9 protein-coding genes are annotated in these 19,727 nt (G+C 32.3%); 5 read left to right on the plus strand and 4 right to left on the minus strand.

The features are described 5' to 3' along the window. The first annotated feature begins 34 nt into the window (after positions 1-34). Together F1Z66_RS02330 and F1Z66_RS02335 are read left to right on the plus strand one after the other, a co-directional pair. Positions 35-2,011 (plus strand): AMP-binding protein, encoded by a 1,977-nt coding sequence (locus F1Z66_RS02330; RefSeq protein WP_149861993.1) that lies wholly within the window; start codon positions 35-37, stop codon positions 2,009-2,011. Positions 2,012-2,175: 164 nt separating this feature from the next. Further along, positions 2,176-3,069: a DNA double-strand break repair nuclease NurA gene (locus F1Z66_RS02335; protein ID WP_149861994.1), complete on the plus strand. Its 894-nt coding sequence runs from the start codon at positions 2,176-2,178 to the stop codon at positions 3,067-3,069. Positions 3,070-3,394: 325 nt separating this feature from the next. On the opposite strand, the gene F1Z66_RS15175 is transcribed toward F1Z66_RS02335, so the two are convergent. Then, on the minus strand, positions 3,395-3,550 hold the full coding sequence (locus tag F1Z66_RS15175) for a hypothetical protein (protein WP_154670468.1): 156 nt from the start codon (positions 3,548-3,550) through the stop codon (positions 3,395-3,397). Positions 3,551-4,017: 467 nt separating this feature from the next. Between F1Z66_RS15175 and F1Z66_RS02340 the strand changes: the two genes are divergently transcribed. Next, on the plus strand, positions 4,018-4,488 hold the full coding sequence (locus F1Z66_RS02340; protein ID WP_149861995.1) for a hypothetical protein: 471 nt from the start codon (positions 4,018-4,020) through the stop codon (positions 4,486-4,488). A gap of 945 nt (positions 4,489-5,433) precedes the next feature. Here the strand turns inward: F1Z66_RS02340 and F1Z66_RS02345 are convergent. Both F1Z66_RS02345 and F1Z66_RS02350 read right to left on the minus strand, forming a co-directional pair. Beyond that, on the minus strand, positions 5,434-6,615 hold the full coding sequence (locus F1Z66_RS02345) for a cupredoxin domain-containing protein (RefSeq protein WP_149861996.1): 1,182 nt from the start codon (positions 6,613-6,615) through the stop codon (positions 5,434-5,436). A 311-nt stretch (positions 6,616-6,926) separates the two neighbouring features. After that, positions 6,927-9,695 carry a glycosyl hydrolase-related protein gene (locus F1Z66_RS02350; protein WP_149861997.1) on the minus strand — a complete coding sequence of 923 codons (2,769 nt, stop codon included), beginning with the start codon at positions 9,693-9,695 and terminating at the stop codon, positions 6,927-6,929. Between the two features lie 1,669 nt (positions 9,696-11,364). On the opposite strand from F1Z66_RS02350, the gene F1Z66_RS02355 reads away from it, so the two are divergent. Further along, positions 11,365-11,907: a hypothetical protein gene (locus F1Z66_RS02355; protein WP_149861998.1), complete on the plus strand. Its 543-nt coding sequence runs from the start codon at positions 11,365-11,367 to the stop codon at positions 11,905-11,907. 3,550 nt (positions 11,908-15,457) lie between these two features. Here F1Z66_RS02355 and F1Z66_RS02360 read toward each other — a convergent pair. Beyond that, complete coding sequence (locus tag F1Z66_RS02360; RefSeq protein ID WP_149861999.1) at positions 15,458-16,651, minus strand: lactonase family protein; 1,194 nt, start codon at positions 16,649-16,651, stop codon at positions 15,458-15,460. 1,289 nt (positions 16,652-17,940) lie between these two features. On the opposite strand from F1Z66_RS02360, the gene F1Z66_RS02365 reads away from it, so the two are divergent. Continuing rightward, positions 17,941-18,834, plus strand: coding sequence for a hypothetical protein (locus tag F1Z66_RS02365; protein WP_149862000.1), 894 nt, complete (start codon positions 17,941-17,943; stop codon positions 18,832-18,834). Positions 18,835-19,727 lie beyond the last annotated feature (893 nt).

Here is a 19,727-nt window from a genome sequence, read left to right on the forward strand (position 1 = left end):
TATATTTGCCTGCGTGGACTCCTTTTAAGCGCCGATGACCTCTAACGATCCGCGAGTTCCAGACATTTCTATTTCAACCTTGCTGGACTCTTTTGCATATATTGGCAAGAACAATTTGATTAGTTTTATGCAAAAAAATGGCATTGAAACTTTGAAGGATCTTTTGGCTAAATCAGTGGGTGATACCGAATGGTATTGGAACGCTGTGAACACAGATCTTAACCTACGGTGGAAGAGACCGTTTACAAAAGTTCTTGATATTCAAAAGGGTTTGGCTTGGCCAGAATGGTTTAGGGGTGGAAAATGCAATATTATTGATAGCGTAATACAAAAAAATATAGATCTCCATCCAAATAAAACAGCTTTTATCTTCGTTAATGAATACGGAATTCAATCCCAAATCTCATTTAAAGACTTGGGATTGCGAGTAAAAATTTTTGCAAACGCATTGAAAAAAATAGGTGTAAAAAAAGGAGATATAGTTGGTGTTTATGCACCAATGAATATTCGATCATTTATTGCGATTTATTCTATTTCTTTACTTGGTGCGGTTCACGTGCCAATTTTTTCGGGATTCGGTAAAGTAGCCCTAGAACAGAGATTGATAGATTCTAAGGCACAGTTTCTAATTTCGGCAGAAACTATGAGGAGGAAAGGAAAAACTATAAGCCTGAGAGATCATTGGAATTCCACATTTGAGACTACTGGAATAAAGAAAATTATTCTACTTGATAGTAAAGTGATTGATACTTTTACAGATGGGAAAATACTTTCATTTAAAAAAATGTATGAGAATTCTTTGAATGACTTTGGAATATATGACATGGATGCACTCAGTACCCAGTCAATGGACTCTGGTGATCCGTTGTTTATTCTTTATACTTCTGGAACTACTGGAAAGCCAAAAGGGACGATCCAAACTCATGGTGGATTTTTAGTATTCTCTGCTCACCAGTCTGCTTATCTAATCGATCTGAGAGTAGACGATGTACTTTTTTGGTATGCCGATATGGGGTGGATAACTGGCCAAACTTGGGTTGTATATGGATCACCCATAATAGGAGCAACTACCGTAGTGTTTGAGGACACACTAGATTTCCCATATGTGGATTACTGGGCAAAATATATTGAACGACTAAAAGTTACAGTTTTTGGAATGGCTCCAACCGCCATAAGACAGTTCATGCGCAATGATATTAATTTTTCAAAATATGATTTTAGATCACTTCGATTACTTGTATCTACAGGAGAAAGACTCAACAAAGAAGCTTGGGAGTGGTATTTTGAAAAAATAGGAAACAGTAAATGTTCAATCATTAATTTGACCGGAGGGACAGAGGTGGGTGGCGCAATCCTCAGTATGTTTCCATTCTTAAAAAAAGTTCCTAGTTCTGTAGGAGTTCCAGTACCAGGTTTAGATGCAGATATTTATGATGATTATGGTAATTCTGCTAAAGAGGGTTATTTGGTAGTCAAAAAACCTTGGCCAGGGATGACTAAAGGATTACTTAATGACGATAAAAGATATATCGATACTTATTGGTCGAAGTTTCCTAACGTTTGGTACCATGGAGACAAAGTCACATTAGATGACAAGTATATGTGGTATATAACAGGTCGTGTTGATGACGTCATCAAAATCTCTGGACACCGAGTAGACCCAGGAGAGATTGAGCAGGTTGTTACACGTTTCCCTGAAGTGATCGAATCTGCTGCTGTAGGCATTCCTGATGAAATTACTGGCGAATCTATCTATGTATACTGTGTATTACGAAACAACAATATCTCGGAACCTAATTTATTTATCGTGAGGGAGAATATTCAAAGACTCTTGATATCTGAGATTGGAAAATTTCTCCTTCCTAAAAGCATTAATTTTGTTTTTGAACTGCCAAAAAATAGGTCTGGAAAGATCCTTCGTAGATTGATACGACAAAGGATCATGAATGAAAAAATTTCAGAGAATGACCTACTGTTGGTTGAAAATCCGGAATCTTTAAAGAATATTTAAAATGTGAATTTACCTTCCCTTTTTTTATGTCAAATAACAGCAATATTTAATGAACATTACATGGGATTCTTATCCCAAAGTTGGAATCTAAAATTAAGCAATCGTGTTTAAACGATTTTAGCTCATCGTGTTAGATTGCAGTCAGCTCTACAAAAAAATCATAAATGTCAGTCATCCCTATCTACTTAAACATGCTTCAGGAACTCTTTTTAGATGCTATAAGGAATAAAGAAAATAAATTATCTTATATACATGGAAAGGGATTTGAAAGGGTTCTAGCAATCGCAAAGGGCAGATGGATTGATTACTGTCCTATGGGAACTACTTCGAAGACTGTTGGTGTGGATAGTAGTTGGAATAAGAAATCGTTTCAAGGTATTGATTTTTATGTAATCGATAGCATTGCAATAGAATCAAACAACGATGTATCCAATTCCATCTCTCAATGGGATTATGGTGTTGGAAATATGTCCGGTGACTCATTAGGTTCACGTGCGATGAGAATGGAAATTGAAGTTGCTGATATTTCGATAAATAGGAAACCAGATATTATATGTTTGGATGGTTCCTTGGTTTCAAATTTAGTCCATAATAAAAGTAATTCATACCTAGAAAGTGTAAAAAATCTTGTAAACAATATGTCGAAAACATGTGTGATTTTTATTTCAAAGAATTCTTCCTCCAAAAATCAGTTTGGGGAATTCGGATCAAAGGCGGCAGATATCTACTACTACAATAAACTTGGATTTGAAACTGGTTTTAGCAAACCTTTGTATAATAACTTTGTATCAAAAACACTGGGTATAATCGAGATCTACGCAAGACTCGCTTCCTTTGTTCCGCTAATCAAAATTGAGATTGTAGGTAATTTGGACTACTCCATTGATGAAATAAAAAACCTGTTAAACGGATTATATTGCCATAGTATAAAAGGATATCCATACTGTTTGAAAGCCGCACATCAAGCATGTAAAATATCTAATAACGATGTCAATAGATTGGCAAATTTATATGGATTTAAGAACGAATTTGGGTCGAGAGATTCATTGAATGAATGATTTCACATACCTCCTCAAAAACATGCAAGTCTTTCTAGTATAATTTGAGAAGGAACATATATTGTTATCGCTGGATAGTAGCTAAATCATGATATCTTTTTTCTTGATTACTTGAGAGTGAGGCTGTCTACAAAAATTAATAATAATCTTTTTAGATTCGTGCTTATATCTCATTCAAACAAGGTACCATTTCTGACCAAAACTAACTTTTTGCGTTTTTCCTTCCAATAATTTCAAAAATATGAAGTCAGTTGTTTGTTCTCTGAACCTTGCCTTTTATGATTAGTTCTGTGATTAGTTTTTTTTTGGTTTGGAGTATCCATTTTCACCAGTGGTTCTGAAAGACTTTTGGGAGTGTCCTAACTCCCGCAACTATTATTACTATAATCATCATCATCATCATGACTTCACGATCGTTAGAAATTCCTAATTCGGCTTTAGCTTCCTTGTTATTAGATCCTGCTATACTATAAATTGCCAATCCTTAACTCAAGGCTTCAATAACTATGCTTTCCGATGCAAAATCATATTGAGTTGGTGCATTCTTAAAATTTTCAATTTTGTTCGTAATTCTTTCTGGAAATTACAATGATATGTTCTACTGCATTTTTAATTTATAGGCGATTACCTTCCATAAGCAAGTTCAAAAAAACCTCCAATTCTTTTGATTCTCTTGTTGAATAAATAAATCTCTATTGTTGACTATTATATGGCGATGCTGACTATCTAGCACCTTCAAATAAAGCCATGAGGATGATTTCATCAATGGATTCGCTGCTGATTGATCTTGGCAACTATTCATTTAATAACAAAGAATTTATGTTACAATTTAATACTAGATAATTTTTTTCTGATGTTGTTTCTTCCAATTTAATAGCCATCTTTTGATACGTTTAGCAATTTATAATCCTAAGAAATAAAGCAAATTTCTTACAAAATGATTTGAAAGTGATTGAAAAAAGACGTACAAAACTTATTTGTATCCTGCTACTCAATTGTGTTACAATGGGACGATGGGATGATGGCAGTGGCGATGGCTTTTATGGGGGTTATCATAATGGAGGGGACAGCAATCGCAAAAAAAGAAATTGGTATAGAATAATAAAAAGAGTTATTTTTGTTGGATTTGCTTTAGTTGCAGCAGTAGTACTTTACGTATATTTTACCACTGCAGGATTGAATGCAGAAGTAATACAAAGGGGGGGACCTGTCGAAACCATTAGTATAAAATTGAGTAATAACAATTTCTATTCAATTAGTAACGTTACTGTCCAATTTGATACTGGACAGGTACAGAAATTAGGCGATTTGGGTCCTTTTGCATCTGTGTTCATAACTCCAGATGGAGGAAGTTCTAATTTCAAACAATTGTTGGTCAAAGCTAATAATGGACAAATCGAATACATAAAAAAAAGATAATCTTTACACTTTTATTTCATTTTTTAAATAGTACATAATTACTGCTATTGGCCTTTATTTTGAATCCTGGTTCGGCTCTCCATCTATATATGTTAAATTGGCCTATTGCTTTTTTTACTGCTGAAGATACAAATATGCTATGAGGATCTATGCATTCGCTTTAAATTAAACAAACACTTTTTGTATCTCGAACATCGTTACTGTTTAGAAAGTATGGTGCTGATCCTTTGTCAAATTGTAGGGGTCCATTGATGTTATTACAAATCGCAGTATGAACTTGGAAATGCTGGGCGCAGTAAATAGTGAAGCATTTTATGCATTTACAGCTAGATTGATTCTTGCAATCAGGGAAATTACATATTGATCCAATAATATTTTGATTTGTCCAATCGTGATTTGCGGTTTCCAACGGTTTTACACCATTTACTATTACGGTCGTTATAATATAAAAAACCAGTTAGTCTTTTTAATTATGGGCAAATATTGTAATGATTTCTTAAATATATTTCATATAGTTTACATATTTTATAAATTTTTTAATACTTTTAAATTATTACATAAAAAAGGAACAGATATAGTATTTGCCGGGAAAATGGCGAAAAAGAGCACTAAACGCTACTAGATGAAGAATTTCGTACTAAAACTATGATATAATCTTATATCCGGTTAAAAAGGCCGATATTCGTAAATATTATATACGAGATCAGTCGTAGTATATTTATGGAATATAATAAATTATGTGAAAACTATGGCCACAGATTATGCGACTGCGGATGTTGCTGTCAGGACGGTTAGTTTGAAATACTGATATAATAAAATTCTAAATATATTAATACTTTCATCCTATCGTCTTATTTTTTTTACATGGGTTGCTGGTTGTTGAAATTTTTAATAAATAAAAATTTTTTTAAAAAATGAATTGGTCGATCTAGATCGTAATCAGACTTAGTTACAGGGTGGAAATATTTCCATATTTGGTCCAGGAGTATCGGAGCACGGCGTCAAAGAAGTTACAGTTCCTAAGACCGGTTGTCCTGCAAAGTGGTGATCGGTATCTTCATGATCCACGTCAATCGTTATCGTTTTTCCACTTCCACCTATGTTTATTGTTGTATCAACACCTTTCCATGTCACAACTCCGTTCGAAGCTACGTCCATGTCCCCTTTGATTGTAACCATGTTATTTGAAGGTAATGTAATATCACCATTTTGGTCAAAATTTATGAAGTCATGGGTGTGTCCCGAAGTACCATTAAACCATGCCATATTTGTTACAAAATTTTTCATTTCTCCGTCTTCTACTATCATTGTCCAATCTCCACTAGCATTCCAAGTGCTTGTACCTGTAACTATGATTGTATGAATCTTCCCTGTAGCTTTAAAACTGTCAATATCGCCGTGTTGGGGTATAATAAGTTGCTGTGGAGCAGTTTGAACTGGTTGCTGTTGCTGTTGGTCCAGTGGCTGTTGCTGTTGGTCCAGTGGCTGTTGCTGTTGGTCCAGTGGCTGTTGCTGTTGGTCCAGTGGCTGTTGCTGTTGGTCCAGTAGCTGTTGCTGTTGCTGTTGTATAGGGATTTGCTGTGGAGCGTTCTCACCAATAATACCAGTTTGAGACTGTTGTGTTTGTACCGGATTATCTGAACTAAATCCATTGTTTGCTTCATCTTGGGCAAAAATTTGAGAATTTGCGTTCAAATCTGAAAATTCGGTACCGAGTGTAGAGTTGTTGTTATTTGTCGATGCTACGTTAGTTGGCTCTGTTGTAATTACTTGACCTTTGATATTAGTCCAAATTGGGTCATAGTAGTCAATGGTTCCTGGTGTATCAAAGGTGACATTATATGATTCATTAGGTCCAAAAAAGTCGCCATAGAAAATGTTGGATGGGCCTTGATCAGGATTTCCAGATACTATCTGATGATACACAGAGTCCTTATTTTCCCAAATCACTGTTGCTCCAATTGGCACGGTGACGTTAGCAGGCTCAATGGGATTTTGGCTGTCACTATTCGTAGCTCCTGGATGAATAGTAATAGTAAATTGCTCTTCTTGGGCTGATGCTTTGGATTGAGTGAGACTAATTGAACAAACTAGAAGTAACATTGCTAACACTAAAATAATTTTCATATATGGTCATTTGGTAAATAATAACACGAATATATATCTGTGATCCCTTATGAAAGTGCTGAGGTTGTTTGAATGCTTTTTTTGATTTCTAAATCTGATTCTAACCATAGTATCATAATATATTGTCTCTCTAATGAGAATCTATTTTGCACTCATAATTACGTATTTTTATCATCTTCAAAAGCGACTATAATTTTGCGTCTAACCAATAAGTTATCACAATAGTTCGTACTGAATTCTCGATCTAAAAATATTACCTTAATTACAAGAATGGCTTTGGATATTACCAATTGCCAACGTCAAAGATATTTTTATAAATCTATATCCAATTTTACTCTTATTGTGTATATCTTAAACGGTTTTAATGCTAAGTTGAGTGAATTGTTTTTTTCGCCAAAGACCGTGATTTCTTTCTTTGCCTCAACATGAGCTTTTTCCAATAAATCTACGAAAGTTGCAGATATTATTGGAAAATAAAATGATATTCTTGCGTTAACTGTTTTGCCTTCTGTTTCATAAATTCTCAAGATGATGGTTTTGCCGGATTTTTCGTCTTCCTTTATCTGCGGTAATTTTAATGTACTAACAATAACGTTCTTTGGTGATACTGACATGAATGAAATCCCATTTCCTATGGGATACTTGTTTTCTTTCTCTAAATTGTCTGATGACCTTTTATCCTCTTTTTCCCAGTTCGCTAGATGAATAGCGATAGGTTTCATATTAAAAGCGATTCCTTCTCTATAACTGGATCCGTCACACCAATTCCCTTGATGGGGCACTAGTGAATATTTGAACATGTATGGTCTTTTTTCAGCAGCATCTGGAGTTGCAATGCACGGACCTTTGGTACCATCTGCTGACAATGTTTCGACACCTCTGAGTAGTGTAAAGTAAATGCTATTGTCCCTAACTTCATGGGATGGAATACCAAAATGGGTGAAGGTAACACCGATGTCTTGTTGTTTGTTTGAATAATCAAGCCATTCTATCGATGGAAACGTACCGCTAGGAACCTCTTTCCATTTCTTAGTTACCTCTGGATCTTTGTTGAGATAGTATAAATTGGTTGGTCTTTGTATTGCTCCGAATTGAGTCCCTGTCCAATAGGTATAACCTTTAAAAGGAACATCAAATTTGACTCGTATTCTAACATGTGGATGATTATTTTCAATAAAAGTTCTGCAATCAATTCTAGATAATCCCTTGTATATTAAAACCTCTTTTCGTATAGTCAAAAAGCTATGTTGATACAAAACAGTTGGTAATTTTTCATTTAGCCTATATGGCCATCTAATTGCGTAGTATTTATTTTGAAAAACTATTTTGGTCCTGATTTTACCATTTTCCACGCTATATTTTTCTTTTTTAAATACTCCAAAAGGAATACCTTCTCCGCTCTCTGATTTGATGATGCCTGTTACATCTTTATGATAATAAAGATCCCCTAATTCTTCCTCTATTCTAACCTCATTGCCAATAAAGTATAACCGGTCGGATTTCATTAAAGAAAAAATTCCTGTTTCTGCGTCTATTTCTAATGTATAATCATCAAAGTTGAATTTTGTTTCATAGGATCTCGGATATGCTAGTAATGGAATTCGTTCCATTCCCCCGTTTTTCCCCTTTTCTTTCTTACGATAAATAACTTGGTAAATCGCGTAACCTAGTGCTGGCAATCTTGCTATAAACCCTATTTGGACACTTTTAATTCCCCGATCTTTTTCATGAAGCTGAATGTCCAATATTTCAACATCTATAATTTCGTTACTACTTAAGGATCTTAACTCCATTATTTCAAAGGCTTCATCTATGTCAAATCTGATGGTTGCTTCAACCCATTCCTTTATCTCCCATGAAACAGAGTTGAACACTATTAGACAATGTTCTTTGTCATTTTGATTAAATGTAGCCTTGATTACCTTTGTCAAACATTCGTTGAGGGTTTTTTTAATGGTATTGTCCATTTTGTCAAAAGCTGATCTCATTTCATCGTATACTGAATCTATACCCGTGCCTGGTAAGGAATCATGCATAGCAAAAAACAGTGCCTGTTTCCAATACTTTTTCAGATCATCGCCAAAATCATTATTAGAAGAAACCAGATTCAATATTGTATTCCAGCGCTCAAGCATAAGTAAATTATTTTCATATTCTTTGAAACCTTGCTTTATCCATGATCTTGTGGACGTGCTGTCTGGAAATACAAAGGAAGCTTTTCCAGAATACATTTCTCCAGTTTTCGTAGAAATTCTGATGTTCTTTTCCTTAATTTCTTGCTCAAGATCTCTGAAAAACTCTGTTGGGGTTGATACCTTCATTAATGGACTCTCGATCGAGTTTTTAGTTGATTCATTATAATTTAATAATGTGTTACATAGTTCCGGTTGCGGCGGTGTTGATCCACTTCCAGAGGGCATCAAAACATGCCTTGTTGTAGATAGCCTCCGAAGCTGTTCAAATGTTTCGGGTAGTAAATTGAGATCCAATCCTGCTCTATATCCTAACGGCATCCAGTGCGATAGGATTTCCGTGCCATCCAGTCCCTTCCAATAAAATTCTGAAATCAAGGGTTCGGCTACTCCTCTTCTAAAGGCGAAGTATTTGTAGCCACTTTCTTTTAAAATCTGAGGCCACTGGGCATTATATCCAAATTCATCTGCTCCCCATGCTACTATTACATCCTTTCCAAATTTTTCTTTTACATAATTTTTTCCCTCAAGAATTTCACGTATTAATACTTCACCAGAGGGTAGCATAACGTCGGACATTAAATATTCGCCCCCGGCAATTTCAATTCGACCTTCTTGAATGAATTGCTTTATTTCAGAAAATAATTCTGGATAATTGATTTCTATATTTTCTAAAAGGTATGTTTGTTCAATTATAAATTTGAAATCCTTTTCTGTTTTTAGAATTTCGATTGCCTTTTTGATTATATAATTACAATTAATGTCAAAATTTTCCTCCTTACTGAATATCCATATCGCATCATAATGACTATGAGGAACAACATGAACTATGGGTTTATTCAATTCTATGAATTTTGCAGGGCTTAAAGATATGTAAGTTTTGCCCACTCAAAATTTTGGACATTATTTTATAATTAACCATAACTTGATTCAATTTCAGATTGTTTTGATTATTATTCTTTATTTTTGCAAAATATGTGTCTATTTTAAGTCTTCTTATGTGAACATGGTATTCACACGGTAATTGAAATTTAATATAATTTTACCTTTCGAGATTCAAGAAAAAATAACAGTTTCTGAAAAAAAGGTAAATTTTTATATTTTTATGTACCCTATTTGTGTATATGGTCCTTATAAAATTTCATGAATAAAATTCTATTTGATTATGGTAATCATAAATTATGAATGATTATCGATCATCAAAGCCTGTCTTATAACTCAAAAGCATTCTTATGCATTATATTTTAGTTTGGAGTCCAGCAGTGATGGATGTTATATACGCCTAGTATTTCATGATGTTACAACCGTATACAATTTTTACTATTCCCTGCCTACTTCTCTTTTTCAGTTGATTCTATTGATTCAAAATAAAATACAAAATACATTGTTCCTGTGCGAGGATTCTCTATGCTTTACATAATAAATTTTGCTTCCAGCCTCAGGACCCTTTCAATAATGACTAATTGCATGCAATGTCAACACACTATCTGAGAAATATTATGTTAATATTATATCCCAAAGCTTTTAGTCTAAGAAAAGATTTCGTTTTCTAGGTCAAGACCAGAAAAAATACTGGATCAAATATCTGTAGTGGATGCTATTATTATCGTTCTACATTCTGAATTAATCTCCAAGTTTCTTCAAACATCTTTGTTGAGCAAAGTGCCTGATTCATCGTTTGAGATGTTTGTTTCTCTCTAATTGGGTAAAATCAACTTATTGATGTTAAACGTCTTTAAAAAAAAATTTGAATTTTTTTAATAACTATATATATGCTTTTTTCCTCCTGCTAAAATTGAATAAACTTGTAGACCTACTTCTGAGTGGGAAAACTATCAAAGTTGATTATTCTATTGTTTGGAATATTTTTATTTCAAAAATCGGGTGAATTAATTTTGGCCAAGGATGCCCGGAATATCTTGATATTTTACAATTCTCGATCTCGCCAATTTTTCCGTTTACTTTGATGATTGCACAAACCAAATATTGGTTAATTGCCTTTTTTTCTAACTTAGTCGAAATTACCAAAAGTTGATATCGGTTTTCTAATCTTATATAAGGTTCAACTACCAACAAGCATTATGTTTGCTTCTTTGAATTGTACGTATTTAATTTTCTACCTGTATGTATATCATACCTTGGACCATTTCTTTAAACTTAATCTTAAAAATGAAATATCAAAATAGAAGATAAATATTTATTTTTTTATTCTTTTTTTACCGGATGATTTTATCTTTAAATGTTCATAATTGCGTTTATATTACTTCATATGTGTATACCTTGATATTTGTCCTCCAACAACTATCGTATCATAGTGATAGTTTAAATTAATCAAACTACGCAGTTTATCATTAAAATGACATCTTATGTCATAGAATGAGCAAATCTACGGTGACATATCATAGAAATTGTTTGTCTTACTGTATCTTCTAATTCGTTAAGATATTGCTCGGATATTTTATTTACATATCCATAAAAAATGTGTACACAATGTTTTGCTTACTTGACGAGCGCCGTATAGAATAATACTGGGATTAGTAATTCTTATAGTATCAATATGACATCCGATATTCAAAGGGCCAGATGGGGAAGTAGATTCATTATATCTGCCATAGCCCAAGGTGGAATTTTGACGTCCTTTGCAATTTTTTTTATAGTCTCACAGTTTATTTTCTCAAATAAATTAGATATGATTCAATTTCTATCACTTTCCTTTGATGGTCCAGCCAAATGGTTTTTTCTAGGGATCATTTTTTACTTGATCTTTATTGTTGCAATAGCTGTAACTGCCATTTTTTATATCCAATTGGAAATAAATCTCCAAAGAAAATTGTCTAAATTCATAAATGCTTTAGTGTGGATTCACCTCTTTGGAATGAATATAGGAGGGCCCCTTGCTACCATTTTAATGATATTTGCAGGGTTAGCTGGTTCTGGAATATTATCAGTTTTCTCTGGGGGGGATATAGGTCCTGAGGACGTGAACATTATGACATCTTTCATAACTCCGATAGCCATTTCAATAAGTATACTTAGTTTAGGTGTAATTAGCGGAGGAGTTGCTTACATAAAAACTTTTTTTATAAGTAAGCGAGTATAGATAAAAATAATTTATGTTTGAAAACGATAATATCAGTACCTTTTACTTTGTAAATTGTATCAAACAATTAATACTCGTGACTGTCAATAGGGCTTGTAACAGATCTGTATCTTCCGACTAAACTTTTCTTTCAAAAAGAGGAATTTCGCGAAATTCCTACACAATTTGAAAAAAACTCAAATAAACCTAACCTTGTGTTGAATGTAGCTCCATATCTGAAAAGTTAAGGGTCAAATCGAGGATGAGTAACAATATCAACAATAATAAAGACAATAATCACAATGATGATCGGAATAGAAGGAGTTTGACTGATTACAAAGGCAATTCTCATTTAAAAATTGCATCATAACAATGTGCCTATTCCTTTGATGGTAGTTTATCTAGATGTAAAAAATCTAAAAGGGGGAAACAAGAAAACCAGGATAATGAGAATGGTCCAGCCAGTAATGGGGATTCTTATACATATGACGTTGACGACGATGACAATGGAGGTGGTTTTATTTCCGATAACTACTGTGATATTAGTAATTCCAGAGATAATATTATGAGGAAGGCAAGAATGATAACAGATATGGTAACAACCAGTATGCTACCAATGAGTATAAAGGCTGAAAACTATGCTTACATTTTTCATCTTTTTTAAATTTAAGATAAATTCATACTTTTTGAAGACTTGAAACTAAATTTTAAACCTAGCAAAAAGTAGGTCCAAATATCAATAAGTCGAGGCTAAATATAACCATCAATACGCTTATTCAGTTATAGTATTTAGTAACAGATTATCGTCAACGACTTGACATCAACAATTAAAAGTGATATAGGATGTAATTGATGCATCTAAAAAATCTATTGTTCTTTTTTGGTAAACTTTAAAGATTTTTTTACAATACTGATATACATACAAAACACCAGGAATTTCGGATAAAAAATTATTGCGGATAAAGGTTGTCCACCTTGGGGGATTTCATATTCAAAGCATCTCTTTAAACATTAGTAGCCTGGATATCATTTCTATAAATATTTAGGCACTTTATTTACTAATTTGTGATAACTTTAATTTCACCTTTTAAAGTATATGTAACCACAAATGGCTTTTTTTGAAGATTGTGGAATGCTAAGGTGTTTCACGCAAATGCAAAAGAGCCAACGTTAAAAAATGGTTCTGTATGTTGCTTGATTATCGAGGATGTATACTTTTTATTTTCTAATGATGCCTCTATTATTTGTCTGGACACTTGGGCTTTGTCCTTGTCTCTGCTAGAGTAGAATAACTACTTCATTTGGTTGGTTTTAGGTGTAAGATAATATTCTAAAACATATTCTTCCATTTTCTAATAGTAGAGCCGCTAGTACTACTTGATGATATTTATGAAGACGCAAAAGGATCAATGGTGGAATTGAGTGCTTTTGAATTATATATAAAACAATTAATTCTTGACTTTTCAGATAGATTACTCTCAAAAAATTTACGGCTGTTAGAAATAAAACCAAGGAGATGTAATAAAATGCTTTGCACTTAAATCGTCACATTGCACTCAATTCATCGAGATGCGGTATTGTGATTTAATGTTGTATCGTCACAAATGTATATGAGTGAGAAATATTAAAACTAATGCAAATCCTTTGTGAAACCCCGATTTTTGGTAAAGTATATTTCTGATTCAACCTTTACCTATATCTGAACAGGCTAGATTATTTCACAATTCTGATACATTATTTTGTTATTTTAATATATATTAAAAAAGGATCGTATTAAAGATCAAATTCTTGGAGAATTTACCTTAAACTACCACTGTTTCTCTCTTACGTATTTTAGATCAACCAAACCCTCTTTAGTGACCTGAGTAATATATTTCTTCGATTAGTGTACTCAATCTGCATCTTATTGGTCTTATGGTAGTAGAGTTTTTAAATTCAATTGCTTTCTTAGATTTAATCCATTTTAGATGGTTTCGTAATAATGACATGGTTTTTGCTTTTTCTTTATTTTCGCTCGGATAAAGATCCTCATAAATTTCTTCAACGGTCCAATAATCCTTTTCGGGGTTAGAGGAGTTAATAGCAAAAAGATGGACTATAGTGCCGCAATTCCATTTTTATGAGGCTTTTCTACTTTGGAGTCCATTATACTACAAAGTATCTACTTAACTATTTTAAATAGTTTTCATTTTTTTTTCGAATAAATTAACATTCAGGGGTATATTTTGAATACTTTTTATATAATTATTATATATTCATTCTTTTTTTATATCTTGATATAAAAAACAAATTATTGTTTAAGAATTTCTATTACAAATAACTGGTTAGTTTTGGTTTGTAGGTCTTTGGATCTGAGGATAGTTGTTATTGAGTGCTCATAGTCAACCTTTCATACCGATTTATATCTATGCACAATAATGCATAGTAGTAGCAAAAAATTATTCTTTCCTGCCCGCTTTTTAGACTAGTAATGACTCTTGATTTGATTATATAGTTTTGGTAACACTAATACTCTTACACTGCTTTGTACCTCTAAATATTTCTTTGTCACAGTAGTTTAAAATATAAAATATAGGACAAGTCTACTTGAATGTTTAAAAGATTGATTCATTTTACAAAGATACTTGTTCTAGTTTGCTAAAACTTTCAAATTAAATGATATAACTTTGCGTATTCATCCTTTGAACTCTTAATGACGAAATTCGATACTTTTGTTATTCTTTATATTCTAGATGATCTCATTAATATATTGCAAGTCTCTACAAGTCTGAACTTCTATCCACACCTCTTAGTTATCGACGACATAAATCGTCTTGGAAAGATTTGAAGTCCATGGTGTTTTTTTAATGCTGAGTAAAAATATTTAATTTAACATGTTGTGTTATCTGAAGAAATTTATCGATTGTCCAATTACTGATCAATTGCGCCATATTTCTGTGTGAAGGTTAGATATGGAAAAATTATTTGCTTTTAAATTTCTGTCTGCTTGTTTTCATTTGATGAACTATTCATAATTTTCTGTCTCAAATCAAATATAAAAAAAGAGTATGGATCAAAAGTTTATCAAAGCAGTTTTATATTATTTACTTCATAATAGTTGAAATGTCTGGTTTATTATTCATAATGTCGTTTCTATTAAACTATTTAATATTAAAGATCAGAATATTTGAACCCCATTAGGTATGATGACCTTATTTTGATAGTACAACTTAATTCTAAAATGGTTGAATTTTCGAAAAGGGTTATCTAAAAGTAATTATCTATAATTTAATGTATTGATTAACCAATAAATATTATTAAAAAAAATTCGAAATCTATTTTAAAAATTTTGTAAAGTATTACCAAGTATGTGATCTACTCTTTTATGTTAAATTATTTGTTTATTACACTTGCATAGTTCAATATTGCATCATCAACTTGAATTGTCAGTATTTTGAGAATTACACTGTAGTGTTAAAATCCCAATTGGATTCGAATAGACTTTGAAATAAAAAAATGATAAAAAACTATCGCATATCTTATGATAATGATACAAAATTGATTTATTTGACAATAATGCGGTTCTGACTATTTATTTTCTTCCTACATTAATGGATTCTATCCAATTTGGATCCTTACCTGATTCAACCCTGTCCTTAAATACTAATGCACCATTCTGTTGATCTATTTCATACACGGATACGTAACCTGATTTTTGTCCAGCGGCTAATAGATATCTACCTGTAGGATCTATGTTAAAGCCTCTAGGAGTGTTTTCTGTTTTATAGTTACCGCTGTAGGTGATATTACCCGTCTTATCTATCGAAAAAAGTGAAATTGTATTTTTGACTCTCTCGCTAACATACACCCATTTTCCATTAGGGGCGACGTGAATATCTGCCACTCCTGCATTTGCAAATTCTTCTCCTTCTCCTTCTCCTTCTCCTTCTTTGTTTGTATTTGAATTAGTATCTTTGTTTGTCTCCAAAGAATTTTCCATTCCATTGTTTGAAAGTAAAACCGGTAGCCTTTGGATTTCTTCCAAAACACCGGTTTGTTTATCTATTTTAAATGAATAAATCGTTCCATCTTTCTCATTAGATACAAATAAGAAGTTGTCGTCAGGTGAAAAATCAAAGTGCCTAGGACCCGATCCTGATTTAGTGTATACCTCGGGAGGATTGTTTGGAGTGAGATTTCCCGAAGCATTGTTAAACAAGTATTGATTAACTCTATCATTTCCTAGATGTGGTACGTAAATAAATTGATTGGTCAGATCAGTTCGGATTGAATGAGGATTATCTCCTGACAGGACGGTTTGAATTGGTTTAGATTTTACAGTTCCATTTATATCAATTGAATTTACAACAATCTTTCCACCGCCGTTTGACACCGATAATAAAAATCTGCCTGATTTGTCTACAGAAATAAATACCATATTGTCCGGGAGCGATGTTTTACCTATTTGAGTTAGATTACCTGACTCGGGATTTATAGAATAAGAAATAACTGAGTAGGGCTCTGAACGAATTGAAGCATATAAATAATTCTGGTCTGGGCTCAACGCCATGTGCATTACCTTTGGACCTGCAGGAACTCTATCCAACATAGCTAACTCACCTGTTTCTTTATCTAGCTTCAATATAGAAATACTACCGTCATCACCATTTGACACATACGCAATAGTCTCTTCTGCACGAACTTTACTCGTTTCTATAGCGGATAGTGTAACTATGACCAGTGCAAGGGCAACAATAAGGATATATTCATCTTTAATTCTGATCATCTTTTTATCTATTCAAAAATGTTCTTTTATTGGCTTAAAAGTTTGTTTTCGTTGATGGCTGTTATTTCAAATATTACTATAAAATTCTTGTCCTCAAAAAGGGTCAATATTGAATTATGAGGTGTGAATCCATGATAGTTCATAGATTATATGTGATCTTGAAATCTGTGAAACTTTGTCTATTTCATTCAAATATTTAATAAATTTGCTAGTTTAAACAAACGACTATACTTGTGTTTTGAGATTCGTTCAGGGCTAATTAAATGAACATATTTTATAGTTTGGTTATTCAATGTTTAAAAGATGGTTATTAAATTATTCTATTTATTTAATTCGATTTTATTGTATATTAATAAGTAAAAATATCCATCCCATTTTCATGGGGTTTAACTATTTAGATTCAAACCTTTTTTTCTTTCGGTAAATCAGAATGTTGAGTTATTAAATTTGTTATATCATAGTTATTGTATTATAATCTTTATTGTAGGAATAGATAATTGTGGTACTATTGACCCTCCTTTTCTAGTTTTTCAATAACTTTTCTGACACCTTCTAACAGTAAGGAATACCGTCATGTCATTAATATCTAGTCAAAATTGATTCTGGGCGGTATCAGAAGAGATAAATCCACTGTAAAAGGGTTCATTCGTTTAAAAAAACCAAGAGGTTTCAGTTTTTTTCTGTATTGTTGATATTTTCATCAGATTGTGTGATAAAATAATTAACTCATACTTCCGATCAAAACGCCTATGTTGCTAATTAATCTCATCTATTCATATATTTTGAGTAAAAGATGAGGGAAAGACAACAATAGGGGAAGGTATTAAGATAATGGATAACACTACGGTTATGGATATAGAACAATCTAACAACTTATTAATCAATTTCCAACTCATAAAACCCAAAAATTAAAATTTATGCTAAACGAAAATAATTTGAAAAAGTTCTGTCATGTAGAGAACTTTATGATTTGATCTAATTATCGTTTATCAAAGTGCATCTCAATTTAATTTTAAATATTGGAATGCCATGGTATTTGCATTTTATATGGATGACTATACTATACTTGTAGCTCCATATGGGTTTTACCCAACTATACATTATGTTGATGGACATAGAGCTAAAACTTTACTTATGACAACATGTACAAAATGATGTCTGACTTCTTTGGTTAATGGGCTAAAATATATCTTGACAGTTTAAATAAAGTAACTATGTTCTATTAGTTTTTAACAATGTTCCTATATGTTCTATATAAAAGTCATGTTATAATGATTTTTGAATATTATATGGAAGAAAATAAAAAATTTTCTTTTAGGAATACAGTGGGAATCCCTGCCAATACCTCATCAAGGTATCACCAAAAAAAGTTAAAATCAATGTTCTTAGTTATTCTGTTTTCTTCTGCTATTTTCTTTTTCAATAGCCTTCTAAATGTCCACAATGCTGTTGCAATTCCCACACTAGGTCAGTCAATAAAACAATTCCAAGAATCCTTGGAATCATCTATTAACAAAGAGATCCAATCAATTCATAAGATCGCTGATAACGTTACAAATTGTACCTACAACATATCTTTCCAATCTCAGACACATAGTAATGAGAGCAATGACATTTATGCCAATAATGGTTGCTTTGACAACCATAAATTTCCATTAATCACCATGAATATGCCTATTAAGAACAATCTTACCGGTCAAATAACTAGTGCAGAATATGATACCCAATCCGGAAAGATTGTGAGTAGTATATATGGAAATTGGTCATTGAAATCTGATACTGGAGAACGAATTAATTTTTCAGCGTTTTTCAATAAGGAACCATTTAGAATTGATTTAACAAATCAGTCATTATTACCTACTCACCAAATTAACAGTAGTACAAATAATTCGTCTCTACCAGTCCAAAGTCATTCTGCTGTGGGGGATATAAAGGCATATAATTTATCAAATTTCAGAGTTAATGCCATAATGCAGCAAAACTATGATACTACATACAAAGGCACAATCGACGTCACAGAGAAGAATATTTCGTCTAACTCTGCCAACCAAACTAATACATACGATAACCTCAACGTGTCTATTTCTATCTTAAGCGGTAGGATTTTAGTGATCAACTTTGAAAATCAGAATAACTGGACTAATGAATTTAAGAATATACCATTGGTTGGATTGATTAACTAGGGGGGCTGTTTGTGTTTATTGGCAATACTAACTCTACAAAAATCATGTTTCTCTTTTATTTTCTTTGGATAGAATAGATCATAGTCTGTTAAGACTAGTAATCAATAATAACACATTATTTAGGTTAATTTATTACTATGGGCTAGAACTTAACATGCATGACTTTGCAATACACATTAAAATAATTTTAATTTTACCTAATTTCTGAACCCATTCTATATTATAATAACCATAAACAGATCTGTAAGTGAATGCATGGAAAATTATGTTCATAATAAATAAAAGTTCATTATATGAGTTATTCAATTAATTTCAAATTGAAACAAAAATTGTTTTCAAAAAGGCATTTGCGTCAGCAACATTTGTGACTAATGCAAGCCCTTTTGAAAATACTATGGAAGTTAACAGATTATTATCAGGTGAGTTTAAAAACTCTATGTATCTATCGTCTTGCTTAACCATGGTCAATTCTTGTGGTTAAAAATAAATATATGAATGAATCTGATGAGTGACTTCCTATTATCGGAGTATATAGAAATCCTTGACTGTTTCTTATTTTATTGGTTCAATAAATTTTGCGAAACTTATGTATCATTCATATCTATTTTCATTACATTAAATTGCTAACAAATTAATCAGCTTGCAATAAAAGCTTTGAATACTGTCTTGTCATTATCTTTGTGGTCGATATGCTACTTGGTTTTTTTTGAAATTCATCAATTTATGTAATAATATTGCAAGAATCAAAACTTGGGTAATTCACTTTAATGCATATTTAAAAACAATTGTTCATTCTGAAATGATATTGGAGCTTTCTAAATTGTTCCTTGAAATAAGATTAATTGAATATTGATTTTGGAAGTAGTAAATAATGAAAATCACAGTGGGGTTGA

It is taken from the genome of Candidatus Nitrosocosmicus agrestis (genome assembly GCF_008389435.1).
Classification (GTDB): Archaea; Thermoproteota; Nitrososphaeria; order Nitrososphaerales; family Nitrososphaeraceae; genus Nitrosocosmicus; species Nitrosocosmicus agrestis.

Coding starts and splice junctions, on each gene's coding strand:
- F1Z66_RS02330 (WP_149861993.1), top strand. CDS start 35: ATGACCTCTAACGATCCGCGAGTTCCAGACATTTCTATTTCAACCTTG.
- F1Z66_RS02335 (WP_149861994.1), top strand. CDS start 2,176: ATGTCAGTCATCCCTATCTACTTAAACATGCTTCAGGAACTCTTTTTA.
- F1Z66_RS02345 (WP_149861996.1), bottom strand. CDS start 6,615: ATGAAAATTATTTTAGTGTTAGCAATGTTACTTCTAGTTTGTTCAATT.
- F1Z66_RS02355 (WP_149861998.1), top strand. CDS start 11,365: ATGACATCCGATATTCAAAGGGCCAGATGGGGAAGTAGATTCATTATA.
- F1Z66_RS02360 (WP_149861999.1), bottom strand. CDS start 16,651: ATGATCAGAATTAAAGATGAATATATCCTTATTGTTGCCCTTGCACTG.
- F1Z66_RS02365 (WP_149862000.1), top strand. CDS start 17,941: ATGGAAGAAAATAAAAAATTTTCTTTTAGGAATACAGTGGGAATCCCT.